26 protein-coding genes are annotated in these 24,986 nt (G+C 39.7%); 18 read left to right on the forward strand and 8 right to left on the reverse strand.

What is annotated here, in order from left to right:
- Window positions 1–111 precede the first annotated feature (111 nt).
- Together DX873_RS13220 and DX873_RS13225 are read left to right on the forward strand one after the other, a co-directional pair.
- On the forward strand, window positions 112–540 hold the full coding sequence (locus DX873_RS13220; RefSeq protein WP_116185246.1) for a TerB family tellurite resistance protein: 429 nt from the start codon (window positions 112–114) through the stop codon (window positions 538–540).
- Window positions 541–556: 16 nt separating this feature from the next.
- A complete protein-coding gene (locus tag DX873_RS13225; RefSeq protein WP_116184966.1) occupies window positions 557–1,393 on the forward strand; it encodes a universal stress protein in 837 nt (278 codons plus the stop codon).
- Between the two features lie 123 nt (window positions 1,394–1,516).
- Here DX873_RS13225 and DX873_RS13230 read toward each other — a convergent pair whose 3' ends face one another.
- The gene (locus DX873_RS13230) at window positions 1,517–2,731 is read right to left on the reverse strand and encodes a site-specific integrase (RefSeq protein WP_116185247.1); all 1,215 of its coding nucleotides are present in this window, start codon (window positions 2,729–2,731) and stop codon (window positions 1,517–1,519) included.
- Between the two features lie 399 nt (window positions 2,732–3,130).
- On the opposite strand from DX873_RS13230, the gene DX873_RS13235 reads away from it, so the two are divergent.
- From DX873_RS13235 to DX873_RS13250, 4 genes are all read left to right on the forward strand, one after another.
- Window positions 3,131–3,988: an AraC family transcriptional regulator gene (locus DX873_RS13235; RefSeq protein ID WP_116184967.1), complete on the forward strand. Its 858-nt coding sequence runs from the start codon at window positions 3,131–3,133 to the stop codon at window positions 3,986–3,988.
- A 127-nt stretch (window positions 3,989–4,115) separates the two neighbouring features.
- On the forward strand, window positions 4,116–5,201 hold the full coding sequence (locus tag DX873_RS13240; RefSeq protein WP_116184968.1) for a class I SAM-dependent methyltransferase: 1,086 nt from the start codon (window positions 4,116–4,118) through the stop codon (window positions 5,199–5,201).
- A 34-nt stretch (window positions 5,202–5,235) separates the two neighbouring features.
- Window positions 5,236–5,796, forward strand: coding sequence for a hypothetical protein (locus DX873_RS13245; RefSeq protein WP_116184969.1), 561 nt, complete (start codon window positions 5,236–5,238; stop codon window positions 5,794–5,796).
- A 91-nt stretch (window positions 5,797–5,887) separates the two neighbouring features.
- Window positions 5,888–6,847 carry a CE1 family esterase gene (locus DX873_RS13250; protein ID WP_116184970.1) on the forward strand — a complete coding sequence of 320 codons (960 nt, stop codon included), beginning with the start codon at window positions 5,888–5,890 and terminating at the stop codon, window positions 6,845–6,847.
- Between the two features lie 22 nt (window positions 6,848–6,869).
- Here the strand turns inward: DX873_RS13250 and DX873_RS13255 are convergent, their stop codons facing one another.
- From DX873_RS13255 to DX873_RS13265, 3 genes are all read right to left on the reverse strand, one after another.
- The gene (locus DX873_RS13255; RefSeq protein ID WP_116184971.1) at window positions 6,870–7,106 is read right to left on the reverse strand and encodes a DUF1059 domain-containing protein; all 237 of its coding nucleotides are present in this window, start codon (window positions 7,104–7,106) and stop codon (window positions 6,870–6,872) included.
- A 20-nt stretch (window positions 7,107–7,126) separates the two neighbouring features.
- The gene (locus tag DX873_RS13260; RefSeq protein ID WP_147296667.1) at window positions 7,127–7,432 is read right to left on the reverse strand and encodes a hypothetical protein; all 306 of its coding nucleotides are present in this window, start codon (window positions 7,430–7,432) and stop codon (window positions 7,127–7,129) included.
- Window positions 7,433–7,593: 161 nt separating this feature from the next.
- Window positions 7,594–8,175 (reverse strand): Crp/Fnr family transcriptional regulator, encoded by a 582-nt coding sequence (locus DX873_RS13265; RefSeq protein ID WP_116184973.1) that lies wholly within the window; start codon window positions 8,173–8,175, stop codon window positions 7,594–7,596.
- Between the two features lie 290 nt (window positions 8,176–8,465).
- On the opposite strand from DX873_RS13265, the gene DX873_RS13270 reads away from it, so the two are divergent.
- Entirely contained in the window at window positions 8,466–8,858 is a 393-nt protein-coding gene (locus DX873_RS13270; RefSeq protein ID WP_116184974.1) for a response regulator, read from the forward strand.
- Between the two features lie 75 nt (window positions 8,859–8,933).
- Here DX873_RS13270 and DX873_RS13275 read toward each other — a convergent pair whose 3' ends face one another.
- Together DX873_RS13275 and DX873_RS13280 are read right to left on the reverse strand one after the other, a co-directional pair.
- Window positions 8,934–9,842, reverse strand: a complete 909-nt coding sequence (locus DX873_RS13275) for a universal stress protein (RefSeq protein ID WP_116184975.1) — start codon at window positions 9,840–9,842, stop codon at window positions 8,934–8,936.
- An 87-nt stretch (window positions 9,843–9,929) separates the two neighbouring features.
- Window positions 9,930–10,619 carry a Crp/Fnr family transcriptional regulator gene (locus DX873_RS13280; protein ID WP_116184976.1) on the reverse strand — a complete coding sequence of 230 codons (690 nt, stop codon included), beginning with the start codon at window positions 10,617–10,619 and terminating at the stop codon, window positions 9,930–9,932.
- 126 nt (window positions 10,620–10,745) lie between these two features.
- Here DX873_RS13280 and DX873_RS13285 point away from each other — a divergent pair, with 126 nt between their 5' ends.
- The 11 genes from DX873_RS13285 (at window position 10,746) to DX873_RS13335 (ending at window position 22,563) form a co-directional block, all read left to right on the forward strand.
- On the forward strand, window positions 10,746–13,130 hold the full coding sequence (locus tag DX873_RS13285) for a heavy metal translocating P-type ATPase (RefSeq protein WP_116184977.1): 2,385 nt from the start codon (window positions 10,746–10,748) through the stop codon (window positions 13,128–13,130).
- A 59-nt stretch (window positions 13,131–13,189) separates the two neighbouring features.
- Complete coding sequence (gene ccoS, locus DX873_RS13290; RefSeq protein ID WP_116184978.1) at window positions 13,190–13,399, forward strand: cbb3-type cytochrome oxidase assembly protein CcoS; 210 nt, start codon at window positions 13,190–13,192, stop codon at window positions 13,397–13,399.
- A gap of 2 nt (window positions 13,400–13,401) precedes the next feature.
- Complete coding sequence (gene ccoN, locus DX873_RS13295) at window positions 13,402–15,600, forward strand: cytochrome-c oxidase, cbb3-type subunit I (RefSeq protein WP_116184979.1); 2,199 nt, start codon at window positions 13,402–13,404, stop codon at window positions 15,598–15,600.
- Between the two features lie 3 nt (window positions 15,601–15,603).
- A complete protein-coding gene (locus DX873_RS13300) occupies window positions 15,604–15,789 on the forward strand; it encodes a CcoQ/FixQ family Cbb3-type cytochrome c oxidase assembly chaperone (RefSeq protein ID WP_116184980.1) in 186 nt (61 codons plus the stop codon).
- A 4-nt stretch (window positions 15,790–15,793) separates the two neighbouring features.
- Complete coding sequence (locus DX873_RS13305) at window positions 15,794–16,747, forward strand: cbb3-type cytochrome c oxidase N-terminal domain-containing protein (protein ID WP_116184981.1); 954 nt, start codon at window positions 15,794–15,796, stop codon at window positions 16,745–16,747.
- Between the two features lie 54 nt (window positions 16,748–16,801).
- Window positions 16,802–18,211, forward strand: coding sequence for a cytochrome c oxidase accessory protein CcoG (gene ccoG, locus DX873_RS13310; RefSeq protein WP_116184982.1), 1,410 nt, complete (start codon window positions 16,802–16,804; stop codon window positions 18,209–18,211).
- Between the two features lie 11 nt (window positions 18,212–18,222).
- The gene (locus tag DX873_RS13315; RefSeq protein WP_116184983.1) at window positions 18,223–18,669 is read left to right on the forward strand and encodes a FixH family protein; all 447 of its coding nucleotides are present in this window, start codon (window positions 18,223–18,225) and stop codon (window positions 18,667–18,669) included.
- A gap of 2 nt (window positions 18,670–18,671) precedes the next feature.
- Window positions 18,672–19,379, forward strand: coding sequence for a sulfite exporter TauE/SafE family protein (locus DX873_RS13320; protein WP_116184984.1), 708 nt, complete (start codon window positions 18,672–18,674; stop codon window positions 19,377–19,379).
- Between the two features lie 136 nt (window positions 19,380–19,515).
- The gene (locus DX873_RS13325; RefSeq protein ID WP_116184985.1) at window positions 19,516–20,931 is read left to right on the forward strand and encodes an MBL fold metallo-hydrolase; all 1,416 of its coding nucleotides are present in this window, start codon (window positions 19,516–19,518) and stop codon (window positions 20,929–20,931) included.
- A gap of 4 nt (window positions 20,932–20,935) precedes the next feature.
- Entirely contained in the window at window positions 20,936–21,208 is a 273-nt protein-coding gene (locus tag DX873_RS13330; RefSeq protein WP_116184986.1) for a heavy-metal-associated domain-containing protein, read from the forward strand.
- An 86-nt stretch (window positions 21,209–21,294) separates the two neighbouring features.
- Entirely contained in the window at window positions 21,295–22,563 is a 1,269-nt protein-coding gene (locus DX873_RS13335) for an acetyl-CoA hydrolase/transferase family protein (protein WP_116184987.1), read from the forward strand.
- Window positions 22,564–22,645: 82 nt separating this feature from the next.
- Here DX873_RS13335 and DX873_RS13340 read toward each other — a convergent pair whose 3' ends face one another.
- Window positions 22,646–23,467, reverse strand: coding sequence for a universal stress protein (locus tag DX873_RS13340; RefSeq protein WP_116184988.1), 822 nt, complete (start codon window positions 23,465–23,467; stop codon window positions 22,646–22,648).
- 18 nt (window positions 23,468–23,485) lie between these two features.
- The gene (hemN, locus tag DX873_RS13345) at window positions 23,486–24,844 is read right to left on the reverse strand and encodes an oxygen-independent coproporphyrinogen III oxidase (protein ID WP_181899510.1); all 1,359 of its coding nucleotides are present in this window, start codon (window positions 24,842–24,844) and stop codon (window positions 23,486–23,488) included.
- Window positions 24,845–24,986: the final 142 nt, after the last annotated feature.

Below are 24,986 nucleotides of genomic sequence, written 5' to 3' on the forward strand. Positions count from 1 at the left end.
TTTTTGAGTTGCTGCAAAAGTCATTCAGGTAAATTGAAACATCAAAGTTAAAAAAAAGTGACCCCAAAAACAAATGGGGTCATAAGGGGTAGAAACCAAAAAAATATTAGAATGTCAATTTCAGAAATATACGAATCAGGAGAACAAAAAAAGCATATCGAGCATTTTGCCGCTATCGCCAATATTGCCGTAGTGGATGGACAAATGAATGAGGATGAATCAAGATTGCTGCGCAAGTTTGCGGGTAAACTTGATATCGATGAGCATCAATATACATCCATAATCAAAAACCTTGATAAGTATCCCATACCCTCGGCCAATTCCATGGAAGAACGCCTTGAGTATATCTATGAACTGTTCCGAATGATCTATGTGGACCACAAAATGGACGAGCAGGAACTTAGACTGATTCATAAGTATGCCATTGGATTGGGCTGTAATGCTGAAAGGGCCAAAGGGATCATACAAAAATCCATGAAAATTTTTGGAGGGGAGATTTCTTTTGAAAACTATAAATATCTATTGAATGCCATTGAGTAGCTAACACCCGTAACCAATGAAACATATCCTTTTGATAGCAAATATTGATGGGCATTCCCCACAGCTCTTACGTTATGCCGCTAAGCTGTGCAAGGATCTGGACCTCCGCTTACATATCCTTCAGATAGAACCGAAAAGCCAGCCCATATTGATTTCATCCCCCTACTATATGAGCAAGTCCGGATTTATTTTCAATCCAAAAGGGAATGATAAGAAAAAGGAACTTGAACAGTACGTGCTGGAACATACCTCGGACCTGATAGATGCCGATTGGGTGTCGAACCAACTGATACAAGGTAACATCCAGGATAGCCTAAAGACCTTTATCAATAGGGAGAAAATCGATTTTATTATTGCAAGTCAATCCGTTTTCAGGCATAGTGCTGTCGGTGAAAATAACCTGTTTACACAGGTATTATTGAACATTGCCGATATCCCTACCTTGGTTGTGCCCGGTGACCATTCCTATGCCGGATTCAACACCATAGCCTATTTGACCACATTGAAAGGTGACGATTACCACAATCTGCAGTGGGTCAGAAGGAACTTTGCCAGCTCGAAGCTTACAGTGTTGCACTTCGCTTTGAAGGACATATCGGTTCAGGAAGAAAAGAAGATCAATTACCTCAAATCAGAATTGGGAGATGGTATCCATTTTGAAAACAGGACCATCGACATAGAAGATTTCATCACCTCTGAAATGAAAACCGCAAGCAATGAGTTTGATTGTTTGATGGTTAAAACAAGAAAGAGAAACTTTTGGCAGCGGTTGATAGATCCAAGTACGGCATTACACCTGATTTTGCGAATAGATATCCCGACGCTGGTCTTTAAATTTACGGAAGAAGGATAGGCAAAGCCTTTATAAGGCTTCCCTATAAAATTAGTTAGGGCTTATAAGGAGCTGTGTAAATATCATAATGTTCATTTGCCTAGAACTTTAAAGGGATTAATTGTTTGGATTCTATATTTGATGTTAAAAGTTGATCACACTGTCTAGTGCCTCATCGGCATCAGAATGAATGAAATTTGCCTGATATCCTATTGTAGTTTTCAAATCACTATGTCTGTATAACTTTTGTAATTTTTTAGGATGAATTTTGTCTTCAGCAATATGCCCAAAACTATGTCTCGCAATATGCATTGTTAGTTTCTTCTCTACTTTCACCATTTTCGCCAAATTCTTTAAGTGTCGATTTATCTTCTTGCCAGATACTTTAATAATTCTATGTATGTCTTTTGAGTCATCTACATTGGCTGCTTTTAATTCAGGAAAGATATAATCGTTTGAATGCCTTTTATCTTTCTTATAATACTCCAAAATGTCATATACTTTCTTAGGGACTTTTAAAGAAACTAATTTATTGTTCTTGCCCATTCTATAATAATATCTGCCATTTTTGAAATCACTCCAACGAGATTTTAGAACATCCGATATTCGTACCCCTGCAAAATTGAAACTGAACATAAAAAGGTTCCTTGCATGTAGTTGATCAAAGCTAAGGTCAGGAATTTGTTCAAGTAACATTATTTCCCATTTGTTCCATCCTATCTTTTGAGTCTCAGGAAATTTAATTTGTACTTTGTCCTTTCCAAAAGGATAGAACTTTCGTTTTACAATTTTATTTTTAATAGCTCTATTGAAGAGTAATCTAATTAATACGAAAACATTCATGATAGAAGTCTCTACCAATCCATGTTCTTTTTTTAAATAAATTTTGAACTTCTTTAGATACCTTTCATTAATATCTCTAAATTCTAAATTATTCGATTTATTGAACGAACGTATATAAGATATCAAACTTGAATCAGTGGAAAGCCTACCATAATTCTCCGAAGCTTCAAGGTCATCCAAATGTTCCTGAGCAAATTCAAAGAAAGAAACATTTCTAGAAGGAGTATAGATTTCTTTTTTAATTTTGTGGGCATCGGTATCCCTATTTTTCTTCTTTAAAGATTTTACTCCTTTTTTTGCCTTTTTTAGTTCAATATCAATTAAATCATTGATGTGTTTTGATTCTGGATTCGATTTTTTTACAAGTTTATTTTTTACATCCCAATCTTTTAATGGAATGTACTCTCCTATGAACTTATAAGTTGAATTACGGTTTTTAGTGATTCGAATAGCGAGAGGATATAAACCAGCCTTGTTTGGAGTCTTTCGTAATACTATTTTTGTGCTAGTTGCCATTGTTGTCCTGTGTTTGGTAACGAAAGTCAAACCAGATACAACATATTTCATATGTATGCTTAAAGATAAGAATTCTTATTAAATTTAATCGGTGAAATTTGGTATAAATAACAAGGATTCGTTTTCAATTTTAAGTACAACATATGTACAACATTTTTTAATTTTTGTTGTACTCAGATAAATTTAATTCACAACAAATAAAATTAATCACGATGTAATACATTGTAAATCAACTGATTTGATTTTCTTTAAGCAAATATATATTTAACTTAGGATCTAGTGCCGCAAGGCGTGGGGGTTCGACTCCCTTCACCCGCACAGAAAAAAACAATTTAAAATAAGCCCCCAAGAAATTGGGGGTTTATTTTTTTTATAAAACCTTACGGAAAACTATAGATCATGATAAACTTGTACCATACGCTAAAGGCTATCGATGTTTACAAAAAAGTAATCATTAGAGATATGCTTTGCGTTGAGTATAAATGTTTTTTGGAAGACGAAACATTTAAGTTTTGGACCGAGGTAGGTTGTTTGGTTTACTGTACTTCCGGAAAGAAAATCTATAGCTCCAATCAGGAGGATTATGAAGTGGTGCCCGGTTCTATTTTTTATCTTAAAAAAGGGGCCTATACCGGGAGGAACTTTTTTGATGAGCAGTATTGTGCCCTTATGTTCTTTATGCCAGAAAGTTTTGTCCAAGGTTTTTTGGAGAAGTATAGTTCTATTGTTGTAAAACAAAACCATTTGGATTCCCATGAAGGTAGCATCATTCATTTAGGTACCAACCCGACCATGGAAGGATTCTTCTACTCCGTATTGAACTATTTTGCAAATATGGACCAGGTGGACAATCAGTTGCTGGAGGTGAAACTGGATGAACTAATGTTGAATATTTTTGCTCAAGAGGAGTATAAAGCATTAACAGACCACTTGATAGCTATTGCTCTACAGAACAAGTTCAATTTAAGGCAGGTCATGGAGGATAATTTTGCCAGTACGTTGAAGCTGGAAAATTTTGCCGAATTATGTTGTATGAGTCTATCCACCTTTAAAAGGGAGTTTTCCAAAACATACCAAGAACCTCCTGGAAAATGGTTACTCAATAGAAAGATACAATTGGCCAGTAAAATGCTTAGAAAAACGGAGGACAGTGTAAATGACATTGCTTTCAAAAGCGGTTTTGAGAGTAGTTCACATTTTATAAGATCCTTTAAAAAGGCCAAAGGAGTTACCCCTGCCAAGTATAGAACTACCTAGAAATTCCATTTTTCAACCTTCAATTACCAAATTGAACCGATAGGTCAATTTCTTGAACCTTTTGGTCAATTCTGTCGGTCAAGGTCCTGATACATTTGCACATATACTTAATCATAAAATTAATGTTATGTGTAATTCATGTTTACCAAGAATACCCAGCGACGTTGATAAAATGGAAGCCTTTGCAGGACAAATGATTTCCATGCTCAACCAAAGCGCTCTGGGAAATATGGTCTCCATTGGACATAGGACAAGCCTGTTTGATGTACTCGACACACTGGAAGCGGCGACATCCACACAAATTGCCAAAAGCGCGGGACTCAACGAACGCTATGTTAGAGAATGGCTCGGTGCCATGGTCTCCGGAAAAATTGTGGACTATGACCCTGAGAACAACACTTATATGCTACCTGCTGAGAATGCCCTCTTTCTTACACGAAAATCTAATGAAAAGAACATGGCGGCAATAGCTTCAATACTACCTATCTGGTCCAGTGTAGAAGATAAAATTGTGGGCTGTTTTGAAAAGGGAGGAGGAGTGCCATACTCGGAATACGGCAGGTTCTACGAAGTGATGGGAGAAATAAGCAATGCCAATGTCGGGGTTAACCTTATTGACAATATCCTTACCAAGAAACCTGAACTAATGTACCAATTGAAAAACGGAATTTCAGTATTGGACATTGGTTGTGGGGACGGAAAAATTTTGATGGAACTGGCCAAGGCATTTCCAAACAGTCAATTTACAGGGATAGACCTTTGCAAGGCACCAGTTGAAAGCGCCAAAAGCCATTCAGCTGCCTTAAAGTTGAACAATATTGAGTTTCTGGAAGGTGATGTGCTTCAACATGATTTTAAATCCAAGTTCGACTTTATAACCACTTTTGATGTTATCCATGATCTTGCATTTCCTGCAAAGGTTTTGACAAAGATTTTCCAGTTGTTGAAGGGTGATGGACAATACCTAATGATGGACATTAAGGCTTCGTCGCAACTTGAAAACAATAAGGAACATCCGTTTGCACCCTTTTTGTACACGGCTTCTACATTGCACTGCATGTCGGTCTCTTTGGCGCAGGGCGGAATGGGGCTCGGTACCGTATGGGGAGTTGAAAAAGCCAATGAAATGTTGACTGAGGCTGGGTTTTCAAAAGTAGAAATGGAAAGCTACGAGCACGACATGCTCAACAGCTATTATTTCTGTTCAAAATAGTATTCAATTCATAATAATCTTTAAACAAACAGTTATGTTAAACTTTAGCAAGTTTTTAACCGCAATTTTAGTATGCAGTTTTACCTTGATTTCATGTAGCGATGATGATGGGGATTATGTACCCAGTGAAAAAAACCCACAAGCCTTGTCGTTGAATGCAGTGGGTATCGCAACTGCTCAGCCCGTCCAAGACTTTTCTATAGCGGGTACAGGTTTTCAAGTAACAGGGAATGCTTTTACCATGGACTTTTTTGACAATTCCACAGGAGAAAAGTTGGGAACTTTAACAGATATCAATGTGGCAGCGGAAACATTTCCAGATGGAAGCATGAAAGGAGAAAATTTTACCATTTTCACTTTTGCCAAAGATAAAGGCACCCTGGTAATGCACAATTTAATCGATATGCGACCAGTGGACGAGGGAACACTCAGTGCCTCCATTAAATTGAACGATGCTAGAACCAATCTTGTTGGCGGAACAGGGATTTTTGAGGGGTCCAAAGGAGGCTCAACCCTTAACGCTATTTTGGATATGACGGCTTTTGCAAATGGAACGGTTGGTTTTGATTGCGTGTACAACATCACTTTAAAATAGTATGATGTTGGAGCAGGGGATTGGTTTTTTGGCCACCCCTGCTTTTTATACTCAGAGTAGCCAAATAGTGTATTGAAGAAAATTATTTCGTATGAAAAAGATTTTGAGCAAGCTTACATTGATTATTTCGGGTTTATTTCTGATTTGTTTAACTCCATGCAGGAGCCAAAAGATTCAGGATATAGTTTCTGATTCCATTAATATGGATGGAATACAAAGAGGTTTTACCTATTACGAACCACCTTTGATCCGGTCTAACCCCGATTTTATTATGGTACTGCACGGAGCTACTATGTCTGTGGACTTGATGCGCGCGGTCACCGGTAACGGATTCGAAAAAATAGCAAAAGAAAACAAAGATGCTATTGTGATTTACCCTTCAGGGTTTGACAATTTTTGGAACGACTGCCGAAAAGAGGCAACGTATACCACAAAACTGGAGAATATGGATGATATTGGCTTCTTTGAAGCTATCGTTCAGAAACTGAGCATTAAATACAACATCAAAGAAAACAAAGTGTTTGTCGTTGGATTTTCCAATGGAGGGCACATGGTATACAAGTTGGCCAAAGTTAGGCCAGACAGATTCAATGGATTCGCAGTGGTCGGGGCCAACCTTCCCACCCAGGACAATGATGATTGTAATCTGGGTAATACTCCCGTTTCCATGTTTATTGCAAATGGCACGTCCGATCCAATAAACCCCTATTTTGGAGGGGAGGTAAAAGCCAAAGATGGCATCTCTAGAGGAAAGGTTCTATCTACGGAACAAACGTTGAATCATTGGCTCGACTTAAACCAAGGAAGTAAAATAGTATCAGAGGAGCTTTTGCATGTCAATGATAAGGTAGAAGAAGACAATTCACTTGCTGTGATTTACAGCTATGTCTTTGAAAATCGCAAAAAGATTTCTTTGGTTAAGATTGTGAATGGAGGACATCATTTCAACAACCCAGGTTTTAGTGACTGGCCCAATTATTTAGGGAACTTGAACAGGGATGTCAATTTACCTGAGTCAATCATGGATTTTTTCAAAAATCTGCGCAAATAACTTAAGGGTCACACAGTTTCCATTAATTTGATGGAAGTGCGTCAAATTCCTTTCTTTTATTATCGAACCATTCCTGCATTGCATTGGGTGATTGCATTAGTTTTTGCATATCAGCCATTGCTTTTTTATGGAGTTCGTCATTTTTTTGAAACATTTCCATACCATGATTTTTGCTCATTTCGGCTATTTCCTCAAATGTATTGGCGGAAAACGTTTCGTCACATGCTCCACCTAATTGTCTGCAAGTCATTGTTTTCATATCTGGTTGTTTGCTGTAATTTAATTATTAAAGTTATAAATTCCCACAGCTTCATAATTTTTCATTTCAAAACCTACGGTGTCGATCATGCTGGCAAACTTCATGGCGTCTTCATCTTGCATGAATGTTTCTTGAACCTTTTCAACATGTTCTCTACTTTTCCATAGGAAAATATCCATATATCCGTTATCTGTTTTAACAAGGTGACGGCGTACAAGTCCTTCGCAACGAGAGCAATAGTTTTTATTGAATTCCAAAGAGGCCTGATTGAAGATATCCTCGGTTACTCCATCTTTAAGCTGAAACTTGGTAATTTCTATGATCATGGTATTGTTGGTTTTAGGTTTCTTGCACGCAAGATTACCGACAAGAACTGATAAGAGTATAAGCAATACCCTGTTTTTCATTGTATTGAACTTGGTATGAGTTTATGCAAACCTACAATGCATTTTTGAGGGGTAACTATAAGATAGTTTAAGAAAAACTGCTATTTGTCCGCAATTCTTTTTCGTATCATGCTCAAAAATTCTGGAGTGACCCCTATATAGGAGGCAATTTGAACGTTGGAGATTCTATTGGATAAATTGGGATATCTTTTCAAGAAATACTGATACCGTTCTTCCGCAGTAGAGCTAATAGTCTGAAGCAATCTCTTTTGTTGCTCTATAAATGTATTTTCAATAACAATTCTAATATTCCTATCAAATATGGGGGAGTGATCATACAGGTAGAAAACATCACTTTTCTTTAGCTGCAAAATACCTGAAGGTTCTATGGTCTCTATGTATAAATCACTGGGTTCCTCATTATAAAAACTCCCATAATCGGTAATCCAATTATTTTCAGTGGCGAATTGTAGGTTATGATGGTTTCCCTTCTCATCAATCATATACATTTTTAAACATCCCTTGACAACAAAAGTAAAATGATTGCATTCTTGTCCTTCTCTTAGAATAAGAGACTTCCTATTCAGTTTTTGTTTGATTACCCTATGGTTGAGAATGTCTTTGGTTTTCTCACCCAGTGGCCAATAGTTGGAAAAATAGTCAATTATCGGAGTGGCAGTCAATTCGTTTTCTACGTTTACGATTAGGGTTAAATGTACAAGAAATCTATGTTCACAAATTAAACTAAATTATTGTTTAATTGGTTTGAAATTGAATTATGGAAGACTATTAAAATCTTACATTTCTTTTTTAAATATAACTTTATTCTTACTTGATTAAGATATTTTCTTACTAAAATGCAACAATAAATCTTAACAAATGGTGTTGTATTTATGTAGGTGTTGGTTTTTTTGCCAACTTTGCAATACACTAACCAGGAAAGTTTTAGGTATTAATAACTAAATCCGCCAGTATGTATAAAGAGATTTACCTAGTAGACGATGAAGATTTGGTGAACACTATTAATGCAGTCCATTTCAGGAAAATGGGAATGGAGGAAAAGCTCAAGAGCTTTACCAACCCTGAGTTAGCATTGGATGATCTTCGCTTTCGTGAAAACCAAAATGACAGAACCTTGGTCCTATTGGACATCAATATGCCAGAAATGAGCGGTTTTGAATTTTTGGAGTTCATGGTTTTGGAGAACTTCCCTGAGAGTGTTGAAGTACTCTTAGTCACTTCCTCTGTTTTGGATTCAGATCGTCAAGAGGCCAAGAAATATGGCAAATACGTAAAGGAATTCATTGCAAAACCACTTCGTATAGAACATTTGGAGAGCTATCTTCAGGTTGCCTATGTGGAATAGCCAAAACAAAGGGGATTAACCTCAGACTCTTTTGGTTTATAGGTAGAAAACTTAAAAATACTTTCGATGAATGGCTTATTCGGAAGTAGCTTGCTCTTGTTCCTCTTCCTCCACTTCAACGGATATGCCTTCCATTCCCAGCTCTGGAATGACCAATAATGGTATTTGGGTGTGGAAAGCCGTTCTCTTGATAATGGGCTCCCTGGTCATTTTTTCCATATAGCTGTGCTGGTAGTTCAGCAATGCCAACAAATGTATGTCCAGCTCTTTTGAGAACATTTCCAAAGTTTGGGAAACTGAGTGAAGCTCAGAAACCGTGTGGACATAGTGTTCCACCTCGCCTAGATACCTGCGCAACATGTTCAGATTGAACTGCTGAAGTTCAGACAGGGCTTTAATACCATATTGCACATGCACTATTCTGATTGTTGCATTGAACATTTTCGCCATTTCCAACAAAGGACTTAGCTCAGATACCGTATAAAAACGATTGAAATCCGTGGCAAAGGCAATTTCTGAGGGAGTTACATACTCAAAGGATTGTGGAATGGCCAATACGGGGCACTTTTTGGCATTCTTTATTATGCGTACCGTATTACTTCCCATAAAAACCTCATCAATCCCAGAGGCTCCTTTGGTTCCGGTGACCACCAAATTGATTCCGAAAGAATCCACAATATCCTTTACCTCTTCAACCAAAAGATTGAACGAGGATATGGTCTCAAAGCTATGCTTTGGGTTTCTGTATTTGCTTTTGATTTGGGATACCGTCTTTTGTAATCCTAATTCGGAAGAATCCCTTACCGCATCAACAATGCGTACGCCGTCCACCATTTTGGCCATGAATCGGCTACTGGGAATCACCGGAGTGTAGGTGTTGAGCAGATAAAAGGTGCAACTTTTATCACGGAACAACTGCATGGCATAGTCTATCGCATTCCATGCGTTTTCCGAAAAATCTGTAGGTATTAAAATCTTTTGCATCCGACTAAAAAATAAGGATGCAATAAAATTAGCATTAAGCTTAGGGGGATTCTATGACAATTGTCAGCTTTTGATTCTCAGGAAAGGTTAAAAGCCCTCGACCATCTCCAAAAGTTTCCGTTCGTTCTTGATGCCAATTCTTTTACCGGAGGTATGAATTAGCCCATTTTTCTTGAATTCGGAAATTATACGGATTGCAGATTCAGTGGCGGTGCCCACTACATTGGAAATATCTTCCCTGGAAAGGGTCAACGCCAAAAAACCTTCCTCATCCTCGCCAAAATTGTTCTTCAGATAAAGAAAAGCTTCGGCGATACGCTGTTTCACAGTTTTTTGCGAAATATTGACAATAACGTCATCAGCCTCTTTAAGATCATGGGCCATATGCCGTAATACTTCCAAGGTAAAGTTTGGATTTTTTTGCAAGGTATGGTTGATGCTTTCCTTAGGAATGAAACAAACTTCCATATCGCTTACCGCTATGGCAGAAAGGTTGGTGTGCTCTTCGGAAATTACAGATCGTTGCCCAATGACCTCACCTTTGGTGGCCAATTTTACAATTTGATCTTTTCCATTTGCGCTAAGCTTGGAGAGTTTAGAAACTCCGTTTCGTACACAATATACCCCATTGAGTTTTTCACCTTCCTCAAAAAGATGTTCTCCTTTCTTGACTTTTTTGGTGACTTTGGAATCGGATACTTGTTGCAACTCCTCCTTGCTCATGGCACGCAGCGAATTGAACTGTCTTATGATGCAATTTTCACACCTGCTCTCCATAACTTACTCGAGATTGATTTACCTGGAACAACAAATTTAAGGGTAAACAGAATAACAATAACTGATAAATGTCATATTTTTAATAGGGAGAGTATCACAAATTTGTCCTAGGTAAAGCAAATGTCAATGGCAAACATGACATGTTATCATTGTGGTGACGATTGTGGAAGACACAAAGTCCATTTTGATGATAAGGATTTCTGCTGTAATGGTTGTAAGACCGTTTATGAAATCTTTACTTCAAACGGCCTTTCCACCTTCTATGAAATTGAGGCCGCAGCAGGCACAACACCCAAAGAGGTTCGGAAAAAATACGATTTTCTCGATAACGAGGAAATTGCGGAAAAACTTCTGGAATTCAACGAAGATGGGGTGCAGGTGGTAAGTTTGAGTATCCCTTCCATTCATTGTAGCTCTTGTATCTGGGTTTTGGAAAATTTGAATCGCCTGCATGGTGCAATAGCCAGTTCACAGGTAGATTTTCCTAAAAAAACCATCAGGGTAACCTATAAAACAAAAGATTTTTCCCTTAAATCACTCGTGCTACTTCTGGGAAGCATTGGCTATGAGCCATACATCTCATTGGAAGCATACAACAAGAAAAAAAATCGGGTGGACCGCTCCCTTATTTACAAATTGGGAGTTGCTGGTTTTGCCTTTGGAAATGTCATGTTGTTGTCATTTCCAGAATATTTTGAAGTTGAGGAATTTTGGCTGGACCAATACAAACTGGTTTTTAGGTGGTTGATGTTTGCCTTTTCCGTTCCGGTGGTTTTTTATGCCTCGCAAGACTATTTTATATCTGCATACAAAGGACTTAGATCCAAGCTGCTCAATATAGATGTTCCCATTGCCCTTGGTGTTTTGACACTTTTTCTCCGAAGCACTGTGGATATCATCTTTGATCTGGGCTCGGGATTTTTTGATAGCCTTACCGGACTGGTCTTTTTCCTGCTACTCGGAAAATTCTTCCAACAAAAGACCTATGCCTATCTTTCCTTTGAGCGCGATTATAAATCGTACTTCCCCATTGCGGTGACCAGATTGGGTGAGAATGACAAAGAGGAAAATATTCAGATTTATAAAATAAAAGTGGGCGACCGTATCCTGATTCGCAACCAGGAGATCATTCCGGTGGATTGTATTTTGATTAAGGGCGATGCAGAAATTGACTATAGCTTTGTTACCGGTGAATCTCAGGCGGTCTTCAGAAAATCAGGGGATAAACTCTTTGCTGGAGGACGACAATTGTCCGGAGTTATGGAGGTTGAAGTGTTGAGGTCGGTCTCGCAAAGTTATTTGACCCAATTGTGGAGCAATTCCGTCTTTTCAAAAGACAAGGTCAGTCAGTTTCAGACCCTAACCGATAGTATTGGCAAACGATTCACCTTGGCTGTACTGAGTATTGCATTGGTGGCCACCACTTTTTGGTTGTTTTACATGCCCAGTATGGCCTTGAATGTGTTTACGGCGGTATTGATTATTGCTTGCCCTTGTGCCATTGCCTTGGCCGCGCCATTTACCTTGGGCAATATGCTCCGTATTTTCGGAAGACATAAATTTTATTTAAAGAATACCAATGTCATAGAAAGGCTTTCAAAAATTGACACTGCCATTTTTGATAAGACCGGAACCTTGACCACAGCACAAAAAGAAACTATTCTTTATGAAGGAGTTGAGTTGACCGCAGATGAAAAGGCTCTTCTAAAAACCACATTGCGCGCATCCAACCACCCGTTGAGTAGGTCCCTGTACGGAATTCTGAAGTCAAATGAAATCATGACGCTCGATGAGTTCAATGAGCATACGGGAAAAGGAATAGAAGGTAGGGTTAATGACCGTTCCATAAAAGTAGGCTCCGCTGCCTATGTGGGAAAAGAACAATCCCCTTCAATGACAAGTACAGCCGTGTATGTAAGTTCGGATGAGGACATCAAAGGTCGTTTTGTATTTAAAAACACCTATCGGGATGGAGTGAGCAAGATTTTTGGAGAACTGGAAAACAAGTTTCAACTAGGGGTGTTGTCGGGCGATAATGATGGAGAAAAAGAACAATTGCAAAATTTGTTGCCTTCCAATGCCAATATTTTGTTCAATCAAAAACCGGAAGATAAATTGGAGTACATAAAACAATTACAAAAAGAAAACAATGTGCTCATGGTTGGTGATGGATTGAATGACGCAGGAGCTTTGGCTCAAAGTGATGTTGGTGTGGCCATATCGGAGAACATCAATGTTTTTTCTCCGGCATGTGACGGTATTTTGGATGCTTCCAATCTTACCAGACTGCCCACATTTTTGGAACTGTCCAAAAACTCAATCAAAATCATTAAATTATGTTTCATTTTTTCATTGTGTTATAACATCGTAGGGCTATATTTTGCCGTAACGGGGCAGTTAGAACCAGTTATTGCAGCCATATTAATGCCGCTGAGTTCCATTAGTATAGTGGTTTTCGCGACGTTGTGCACAAATTTTATAGGTAGGAAATTAAAAATTTTTGAAAGCTGATATATGTCATTTTTTGCACAGGACCATCACTGTAGTTTTACCACCAATTTAAGATAGGTATGAGTGTTATTTATGTGTTATTGGCCATAAGCATTACTGTAGCCTTGGCCTTTTTTGCCGCTTTTGTATTTTCTGTTAGAAGCGGGCAGTACGATGATACCTATACCCCATCGGTCAGGATGCTCTTTGAAGATGAGATTGTGGATGACGCGGACAAAACAAACCAGGACAATAACTTAATCAAACAAAAGAAAAGTACAAACCAATAAATATGGAGACACAGCAGTTTCGCTACGATAACAAAATCGTGCAAAAGTTCTTATACGCCACCATACTCTGGGGTGTGGTTGGAATGTTAGTAGGCCTTTTATTGGCCTTTATGTTTTTATTTCCCAATGTCACGGATGGTATCTCATGGCTAAGTTTTGGACGTTTACGTCCCTTGCATACCAATGCAGTAATCTTTGCCTTTGTGGGAAATGCCATTTTTGCAGGCGTATATTATTCCCTTCAACGGTTGCTCAAGGCTCGGATGTTCAGTGATTTTCTTAGCAATTTCAATTTCTGGGGCTGGCAGTTGATTATTGTGGCCGCAGCATTGACGTTGCCACTCGGGTACACTACGTCCAAAGAATACGCAGAACTGGAATGGCCTATAGATTTGGCCATCGCCGTGGTCTGGGTGGTATTCGGATGGAACATGATTGGAACGATCTTAAAAAGAAGACAACGACACCTCTATGTGGCAATCTGGTTCTATTTAGCCACGTTTGTTACGGTAGCGGTGCTTCATATCTTCAACAGCTTGGAGCTGCCAGTATCGGCCCTTAAAAGTTATTCTGTTTATGCAGGTGTTCAAGATGCCCTGGTACAATGGTGGTATGGGCACAACGCAGTGGCATTTTTCTTGACCACTCCATTTTTGGGGCTGATGTACTATTTTGTTCCCAAGGCGGCAAACAGACCTATCTATTCGTATAGACTTTCAATCGTCCACTTCTGGTCATTGATATTCATTTACATTTGGGCTGGACCACACCACTTGTTGTATTCCGCATTGCCAGACTGGGCACAGAACCTTGGAGTTGTGTTCTCCGTAATGTTGATTGCTCCTTCTTGGGGTGGTATGATCAATGGACTATTGACCTTGCGTGGAGTTTGGGACAAAGTTCGTAACGACGCAACACTGAAATTTATGGTAGTGGCCATTACAGGTTATGGTATGGCGACTTTTGAAGGTCCAATGCTTTCCCTTAAAAATGTAAATGCCATTGCTCACTTTAGTGATTGGATTATTGCACACGTTCACGTTGGTGCCTTGGCATGGAACGGGTTCTTGACCTTCGGTATGATTTACTGGTTGGTTCCCAAAATGTTCAAGACCAGCTTGCACTCCAAGGGATTGGCCAATTTCCATTTCTGGATAGGTACCTTGGGTATCGTGCTCTATGCATTGCCCATGTATGTAGCCGGATTTACCCAAGCCTTGATGTGGAAAGACTTTAATCCAGATGGAACATTGGTTTACGGTAACTTCTTGGAGACCGTTACCCAGATTATCCCAATGTACTGGATGCGAGCTATAGGTGGAAGCCTTTATATCCTGGGAATGTTCATCCTGCTATATAATGTTGTGATGACCATAAAATCTGGTAGCAAGGTGGAAGATGAATTGGCCGAAGCTCCTGCATTGACAAGAGTGTCCAAAAGACGTGTTGCTGGTGAAACATTCCACAATTGGTTGGAAAGAAGACCAATCCAACTTACAATTTTGGCTACCATAGCTATTCTGATTGGAGGTATTGTTCAGATTGTTCCAACCATATTGGTAAAATCAAATATCCCAACAATCACAAGCGTAAAACCATATACTCCATTGGAGTTGGAAGGACGAGATTTATATATCCGTGAAGGCTGTGTAGGCTGTCACTCCCAAATGATCAGGCCATTTAGAAGTGAGGTCGAGCGCTATGGAGAATACTCCAAAGCAGGTGAATATGTTTACGACCACCCTTTCCTATGGGGTAGTAAACGTACAGGTCCCGATTTGATGCGTATTGGAGGCAAATACTCAGACAACTGGCACCTAAACCACATGTACGATCCGCAAAGTACCTCGGCAGGATCCATTATGCCAGCGTATCAATGGCTGGTTAGAAATAGGCATGACCGCTCTGCGGTGCAGGCCAAGATGGAAACCATGGTGAAACTGGGCGTACCGTATACAGAGGAGGACATAGCCAATGCTCCAGAGCATATGGCTGCACAAGCCCTTCAGATTGAAAAGAATCTTTATGCCGATCCAGAATTTGTAAAAACCTATGAGGCAGACAAGAAATATGCGCAGGAAAATGGAGAAGACTTTGTGGAGATGCGTGATAGGGAGATTGTTTCACTGATTGCCTATCTGCAAAGATTGGGAACAGATATTAAGGTCAAGGATGCCGAAGAACTATCTCAAAACAACTAAGCCATGCTAAAATTTGTAAAAAGTCATATGGAAGGTATTGAAGGGGTGGCCAACTACCCCATGATATCCCTTTTGATCTTCTTCGTGTTCTTTGTGGCCCTTTTTTGGTGGGTGCTTACAGCATCAAAAGAACACATAAAAGAGATGGAAGAACTACCATTGGATAATAACGATCAACACAAACTATAATATTATGAGCACAAGAACACCCTGGTGGATTAGGGTCCCCGTATTATTCTTTTTGATCTTCGGATTAATGGAATACTTTATAGATTCAGGAGATAAACCGGCGATTATAGAATACCCCATTACGCAGTTTTTTATGCTCATGGTATTGATGCTTCTAATAGCCATTGAGCTTATTTTGAAGTCTATTGAGAACATCATGTTTCAAACCCTTTCTGAAGAGGCCAAGGAGCGTTATTTAGCTTCAAAGGCCAAAAAACCAGAATGGAAATGGGCCAAGAACATGCTCAAGAGCCTTACCAAAAGTAAATCCATTGAGCGTGAGGGCGAGGTTATCATGGACCATAACTATGATGGAATCCGTGAGCTTGACAACGTCTTGCCTCCTTGGTGGGTATATCTATTTTATGCGACCATCGTCTTTGGAGTAATTTATTTGGTGCGATTCCACATAGCTGGGGATTATGACCAAAAATTGGAGTACGAACAAGAAGTTGCCGCAGCCAAAATAGCAATTGAAGAGTATAAAAAGACCGCCAAGGATTTGGTGGACGTAAATACGGTGGAATTCCTTTCAGATGCTGCCGACCTTAGTGCAGGAGAAAAGATTTTTGTGGCCAACTGTGTTGCATGCCACACTGCTGACGGAGGAGGAAGTATTGGTCCAAATTTGACCGATGAGTATTGGATTTTGGGTGGAGGCATCAAAAATGTCTTCAATACCATTTCCGAAGGAGGTCGAGACGGAAAAGGAATGATAGCCTGGAAACAAACACTTAAACCAGCCGAAATAGCTCAGGTGTCTAGCTATGTGTTAACTCTGGTCGGAACCACACCAGAAAACCCAAAAGCACCTGAAGGTGAGATTTGGATAGACCCAGATGCACCACAACAACCACAAGAAACCGAAACACCCGAGATGGAACAAGTCTCGGATTCCACAGATGTGGCCATGAATTAAGTAGAATGAGGTCGCGACAGTTATGTCGCGACCTTATAATTAAACAAAATTGCAATGGAGGAAAATTTTCGGGATTCCATTGGTACCATTACCAAAGAAGGGAAACGGGCCTGGATCAATCCCAAAAAGCCTAGTGGACGGTTTTATGATTATCGCAAATATGTGAGCTATGCGCTCTTGATCTTTTTATTTGCTTCGCCCTTTGTAAAGATCAATGGGCACCAATTTTTAATGTTCAATGTGCTGGAGAGGCGGTTCAATATTTTTGGATTTCCTTTTTGGCCGCAAGATTTTCACTTGTTCGTGGTCTCCATGATCATTGGGGTGATTTTCATTGCCCTGTTCACCGTAGCCTACGGACGTATATTCTGCGGATGGATGTGCCCGCAGACCATTTTTATGGAAATGGTCTTTCGTAGGATAGAATATTGGATCGAAGGAGATCGTGGTGCGCAAATGCGCTTGGAACGTTCCTCCTGGACCGGTGAGAAAATCAGAAAAAAATTAACCAAGTGGATAATCTTTTTCATTATTTCCTTTTTGATTGCCAATGTTTTTCTGGCATATTTAATAGGAAGTGATAAGCTGATCAGATACATACTGGATGGACCAATGAATCATTTGGGAACCATGGTCCCGTTGTTGATTTTCACAGGTGTGTTCTACTTTGTCTTCGCTTGGTTCAGAGAACAGGTATGCATTATCGCATGTCCCTATGGAAGGCTTCAAGGCGTACTGTTGGACAACAAATCCATTGTTGTGGCCTACGACCATAAAAGGGGAGAAGGAGAAAATGGAAGAAAGAAGTTCAGGAAAAATGAAGATAGAGATGCATTGGGACACGGTGACTGTATTGATTGTTTCCAATGTGTGCACGTATGCCCTACAGGCATAGACATCAGAAATGGTACTCAGCTTGAATGTGTTAATTGCACAGCTTGTATTGATGAGTGCGATCATATCATGGACAGTATCAATAAACCAAAAGGGTTGATACGCTATGCAAGTGAGGATGAGATAACCAACAAGTCAAAATTTAAGTTCACTGCACGTATGAAGGGTTATACTGCGGTACTTACCATTTTGATTGGTATTCTCGTTGGGATGCTCTTTTTGAGAAATGAGTTGGAAGCAAATATCCTTAGGCTTCCAGGACAATTATATGAACGAAAGGACAATAATATTATCAGTAATGTCTACACCTATAAACTGGTGAACAAAACTGCTAAGGATGTAGAAGATGTTTCTTTCAAGTTGCTTTCCCATAATGGGGAAATAAAAATGGTGTCACAAGACAGTTTTGTGGTTCCAGCAGAAGAATTGGCCGAAGGTACATTGTTCATTGAAATAAATGCCTCTGCATTGACAGGGGACAAGGACAAGTTAAAAATTGGGGTGTATAGTGGTGAGGAATTGATTGAAACCACCATAACCCAGTTTTTAGCACCACGAAGTTATAATTAAAAAAAGTAGAGATGAAAATCAACTGGGGGACAGGTATCGTTTTGGCTTTCATAGCATTCATATCCTTCATTCTGTATTTTGTATTCAGGATGAGTACAGATGACCGTGCCAACCATGACTTGGTCACTGAGGAATACTATAAAAAAGAACTGGCCTACCAAGAAGAAATAGATGCCTCTAAGACAGCATCCGAAAAGGGTGCCATTATAAAGGTTGAAAAATCAGAAAAAGGAATCACGCTGTTTTTTCCTGAACAGTTTGACCCAAAGAAAATAACAGGAAAAGTGTCCCTATACAGACCGTCTAACAAGCACTTGGATGTTGACTTTCCCATAAGTTTGTCCAAAACACATTTGCTCATACCTGACAATCGCTTGGTGGACGGTCGCTGGGACATTATTGTAAAATGGAACTATGAAGGTAGTACCTTTTTGCACAAAGAAAAACTGGTATACTAAATATGCTGCTATCGGCAATGGTATTGGGTCTTGTAGGAAGCTTGCACTGTTTGGGCATGTGCGGCCCCATTGCCTTTATGTTGCCTCTAGACCGTGACAACAAGGCCAAAAAATTGATGCAGATGGGGATTTACCATTTGGGAAGAGCATTGGCCTATGGCTTAATGGGATTGGTTTTTGGATTAGTTGGTAAAGGACTCTATCTCTTTGGCTTTCAACAAAAACTTTCCATATTGATTGGAGCGGTAATGATACTTTTGGTCGTTATTCCTGCAAGGCATGTAAAAAAGTTCAGTGTGGCAAAACCGGTGTATCGACTTCTTGGCAAGATAAAATCAAGACTAGGTGCCGAACTTCAAAAAAAGACCCCAGATACGTTTTTGACCATTGGGTTTTTGAACGGGTTTTTACCCTGCGGTCTCGTCTACATGGCCCTTTTGGGAGCAATTGCGCTGGGAAATCCTTTTGAGGGAGCATTGTACATGATTTTATTCGGAGTTGGAACTATTCCTTTAATGACTTCTGCAGTATATTTCAGTTCTTTTCTTAAAAAGGGGACAAGACAAATGGTGCAAAAATTTGTACCGGTCTTTGTAATCATCATTGGGGCACTTTTTATTCTAAGGGGTCTCGGCTTGGGTATTCCATACGTATCTCCAAAAGCACCCTCCCAAGTGGAAATGGCGTCGAGCAACATGGAATGTCACTAACCAAAGAATTTCATTTTTAACCGCTGACCGATATCATATTTTTTACTCTAAAAAAGAAGCAGCTTTGCAACTAAAGTTACTGAAATGAAAATGAGATGATTTTACCTTTAGAAAGTAACTTAAATCCTTAACGATCATGAAAGTACAACAAATTTATACTGGATGTTTGGCCCATGCGGCCTATTACTTGGAAAGCAGGGGAGAGGCAGCCATTTTTGACCCCCTAAGGGAGGTAAAACCTTATATAGATAGAGCGGAACACGATGGGGCCAAAATAAAATATGTCTTTGAGACCCATTTCCATGCCGACTTTGTGAGCGGGCACCTGAATTTGAAGGAGAAAACCGGAGCAACAATAGTATTTGGCCCAACTGCAAAACCAGGATACGATGCATTGATTGCCGAAGATGGTCAAATATTTACTGTGGGTGATTACAAAGTAAAAGCAATTCACACTCCAGGGCATACCATGGAAAGTACCACCTATCTTTTAATAGATGAAAACGGTAAGGAACATGGAATAATCACGGGAGACACCCTTTTTATTGGTGATGTAGGAAGGCCAGATTTGGCTCAACATGTTGTTTCCGAGCTTACCGAAGAAAAATTAGCAGGGCATTTATTTGATTCCCTCAGGAACAAAATAATGCCATTGGACGATAAACTCATTGTTTATCCCAATCATGGGGCAGGTTCAGCATGTGGTAAAAAGATGAGCAGTGAAACAACAGATACACTTGGTCATCAGAAAAAAACAAATTATGCCCTACGGGCGGACATGACCAAAGAAGAATTTATAAAAGAATTGTTGGAAGGTCTTACCGCGCCTCCTGGATATTTCCCCCAGAACGTGCTCATGAACATCAAAGGATACGAAAGTATCGACACCATTATGGAAAGGGGAACTAATCCTTTGTCTCCAGAAGCATTTGAAGCTGCGGCCAATGAGACCAGTGCTTTGGTGTTGGACACTCGGGACGCAGAAACTTTTTCCAAAGGATTTATTCCCAACAGTGTAAATATTGGATTGGAAGGAAGTTTTGCACAATGGGTAGGTGAAATGATTCCAGATGTGAAACAGGAAATCCTATTGGTCTGCGAACCAGGTAAAGAAGAAGAGGCCATTATTCGTTTGTCCAGGGTTGGATACGACAAGACCTTGGGTTATTTGGAAAATGGCTTTGAGAGTTGGAAAAAGGCAGGAAAGGAAATTGATAGAATACAACGTATGAACGCCGATGAGTTTGCTTTAGCATATAATGACAGCCGACCTTTGGTAATAGATGTTAGAAAGAAAAGTGAATTTGACTCTGAACACGTAATTGGAGCGGTCAACATTCCATTAAATGTGATCAATCAACATTTGGCCGAATTTCCAAAGGACAATGAATTTGTGCTTCATTGTGCCGGAGGGTATAGAAGTATGATCGCGGCTTCTATTCTAAAACAAAGAGGTTGGGAGAATTTTGTGGATGTAGCCGGAGGTTTTGCTGATATCAAGACCAAAAATGTGGAAGTTTCAAGATTCATTGAACCTAAAACAATGCTTTAATACAATGACAACACAGATAATAGTACAGAATTTAAAATGTGGTGGTTGTGCCAATACCATCAAAAAAAATCTTGAAAAATTGGAAGGGGTTTCCAAGGTAGAGGTCGAAATTGAGAAGGGTGAGGTTTCTTTTGAAGCTGAATCCGAACAGGAGATGACCAAAGTCAAGGAATCATTGAAAAGTATGGGTTACCCCGCCATCGACGATCCAAATTCCATATCCGCTAAGGCAAAGTCTTTTGTGAGTTGCGGTATGGGTAGAATAATGAACAATTAACAATGATTTAATCCTTAAACTTCAGGAAGGATTGTCAACAATGATGATCCTTCTTATTTTTATAGCAGTAGATTAGCCAAGAAAACATGAAAATAACAAACATTGAAGAAGCTGTCTCTATAGTAAAACCTGGTGACCGGGTTTTCTTCCAAGGAGCGGCTATGACCCCAAATGAACTTATAGACGGATTGTGTCAGCGATATAATGAACTTGAAAATGTAGAAATTATCTCCATCCATACAGAGGGGGAGGCCTTGTACACGCAGGAGCCTTACCATAAAGCTTTTAACCTTAACTCTTGTTTTGTAGGGGGTAATGTAAGGAAATGGGTCAATAGTTCCCATGGCGATTACATTCCCATTTTTTTGAGTGAGATACCACGGCTTTTCATTGATGGATATCTTCCATTGGACGTAGCCTTTGTGCAAGTTTCACCTCCAGACAAACATGGATATTGTTCATTGGGAGTATCGGTGGACGTGGCCCTCCCTGCGGTGAGAACCGCAAAAAAAATCGTGGCCCAGATAAATCCAATGGTACCCAGAACACATGGTACCGGAATTGTACACGTTGATGAAATAGTTTACGCCGTTGAGGTGGATAGACCCATTCACCAACACGAACCCTCAGAAATCTCCGAGATAGAGCATGAGATTGGGAAACATGTGGCTTCCTTGATTGATGATGGAGCAACCCTTCAAATGGGAATTGGGAACATACCTGATGCTGTCCTCACCAACCTAGGGAATCACAAAAACCTTGGTATCCATACCGAAATGTTTTCAGACGGGGTGCTGCCTTTGTTGGCCAGTGGGGTGATCAACGGAAAAGAAAAGACGGTTAAGCGGGGCAAAATAGTGAGCTGTTTTGCCGTTGGATCACAAAAACTATATGATTTCGTTGATGATAACCCCATATGCGATTTTAGGGATTCTGGTTATACCAATGAAACTTCCAGGATTCGAAGAAATCCAAAAGTGACGGCAATTAACAGTGCTATAGAAATTGACCTCACAGGCCAAGTTTGTGCAGATACCATTGGAGGATACCATTTTTCTGGTGTAGGTGGCCAAATGGATTTCATCCGCGGAGCTTCATTGTCTAAAGGAGGTAAGCCTATCATTGCCATGTCATCGACTACCAAAAAAGGAACTTCTAAAATTGTTCCTTTCCTAAAAGAAGGTGCAGGCGTGACCACAACACGGGCACATATGCATTATGTGGCCACAGAATACGGCGTTGTAAATCTTTTTGGTAAAAATATGCGTCAGAGAGCAATGGCCCTAACATCCATTGCGCATCCAGATCATAGGGAAGCGCTGGACAGAAAAGTCCATGAGAGATTTAAGGAATAACAAATTATGTAACGACAAAAAAAAGGGAGGTTGTTAAGCCTCCCTTCTTTCATTGCATTAAACCAATCAAAAACGCAATCAACTAGATTTTAAATGTAATTACTGGGGCTTTGGAGTGATTGGCAATATCCTCGCCAATACTTCCCATAAAGAAATGGGACAGCCCTTTTCTACCGTGTGTGGGTATACCAATAAGATCGGCATTAACAGCATCACTGTAGTTGAGCACTCCTTTTTCAACAGTATAATCATCATAGATTTTTACTTCCATACCCAATCCTGCAGCATCCAAGAATTTGGAGATTTTGGCATTGGCATCATTGGCACTTAGAAATTCATCCCCTGGGGTGTTTACATATACCGGAAGCAATTCTGATTTAAGGAGTTTCGACATCTTTAGTGCCTTGTGCAAAGCAGGAACATTTTCTTCTTGGAAATCACAGGCAAAAACAAAGTGTTTAGGTTCAAATTTGTCTACCTCTCCTTTGATTACCAAAACAGGAATGTCTGAGTTTCTCACAACACGCTCCGTGTTGGACCCTATGAAGATTTCTTGTAGACCATCTGTACCATGGGACCCCATAACTACTAGGTCTGCATCGTGTTTTTCAGCTATATCGTTCACCTCACTGAACACTTTATAGTGTTTGATGATGGGAACTATTTTGACACCTTTTAGGTAAGGTTTGTCCAGGAAATCGGTAAATCGCTTTTCACCAATTTTGAGCAGGTGGACCACTTGTTCCTGGGACACATAGCCAGACTCGCTCATAATGGCCGGAGAAAGTTCCAACATGTGGAGCACATACAATGAGGCATCGTGATCTTTGGCTAAAGTAGCAGCTACTTTAAGAGCATTTTCAGACTGTTCCGAAAAGTCTATGGGTACAATGATGTTTTTCATTTGTTTCTTGTTTTAAGGTTAAACTGTCATGGAAAATATTCGGGTTTCAGGTTTTTTTCGATATAGTTTTAGATCAAAAGCCATGCTGATGTTTCTCACAAAAGGCCTGCCCTTGCTCGTAACTTTGATATAATCTGCGCCTATTTCAACCAAACCATCCGATTGCATTTCGGTCAGGTTTTCAATAATCCTGTCAAAATCCACTGATTCAATCTCATTTTTACCCCAGTGGGTTTCAAACTGGCACATGATGTTCAGGATATGCTTTCTAAGAATCTGGTCTTCTTGGGTCAAAATATGTCCCCTAAAGATTGGGATGACTCCGCTGTTGACCAAATGTTCGTATTCATCAAGGCTTTTTACATTTTGTGCAAAACCATACCAACTGTCTCCAATACTGGAAACTCCTAAACCAATCATTAATTTGGTCTTACTGGGCGTATACCCCATGAAGTTTCTATGCAAAGAACCATCTACCAGCGCATGGTAGAGATTGTCGGTAGGGAGTGCAAAATGATCCATCCCCACATCTTTATATCCAAATTCGGCAAGCATCTTCTTGCCCATCTCATATTGTGTCTTTTTTTCAGTTGAGGAAGGAAGGTCATCTTCATTGTATCCCCTTTGCCCGTTTCCTTTTATCCATGGAACATGGGCATAACTGTAAAAAGCAATCCTATCCGGTCTCAAGGCATTTGTTTTCAACAGGGTGTTTTCAACATCTGAGCTGGTTTGAAACGGGAGTCCATAGATGATGTCATGGCCAACTGAGGTATAACCTATTTCCCTAGCCCATTGGGTCACCTGTTCAACATGCTCAAAAGGTTGTATTCTATTGATGGCTTTTTGTACCGTTTCATTGTAATCCTGAACGCCAAAACAAACTCTCCGGAACCCAACATCATAAAGTGCCCTTAGGTGCGCTTTGGTAGTGTTGTTGGGATGACCTTCAAAACTGAACTCTGGGTTTTTGTCCATATCGGCCAATTCCAAGATTCCCTCAATGAGCATTTTTAGATGCTCGGGAGAGAAAAATGTTGGAGTACCACCTCCTAGATGTAGTTCCTTTATGGTAGGTCTGGATTCAAAAAGGTCACAATATAATCTCCATTCTTTAAGAACGGATACTATATAAGGTTGTTCCAACTCGTGTCTTTTGGTGATGCGTTTATGGCATCCACAAAAAGTACATAGACTTTCACAAAAGGGAAGATGGATATATAAACTGATTCCTTCTTCTTCACTTTCTTGAAAGGCTTTTACAACGGTTGATTTCCAGAGTTCTCCGGAAAAAGTATTCAAGTCCCAATAGGGTACCGTGGGGTAACTAGTGTACCGTGGCCCTGGAACATTGTATTTTTGAACAAGATCACACATAATCGCTTCATACCTATGTAAGTCAAAATTAGGATTGCCTCCCAACAAAAAACATGATAATTGTCAGTTAATGGTCTAGCTTGGGGTATGACAACTATCATGTTTTAAGAATTACCAGCTTTGTAGATTTAAATATCTATAA

Origin of the sequence: Flagellimonas nanhaiensis (assembly GCF_003382275.1) — a bacterium.
In the GTDB taxonomy this organism is placed as follows: domain Bacteria; phylum Bacteroidota; class Bacteroidia; order Flavobacteriales; family Flavobacteriaceae; genus Flagellimonas; species Flagellimonas nanhaiensis.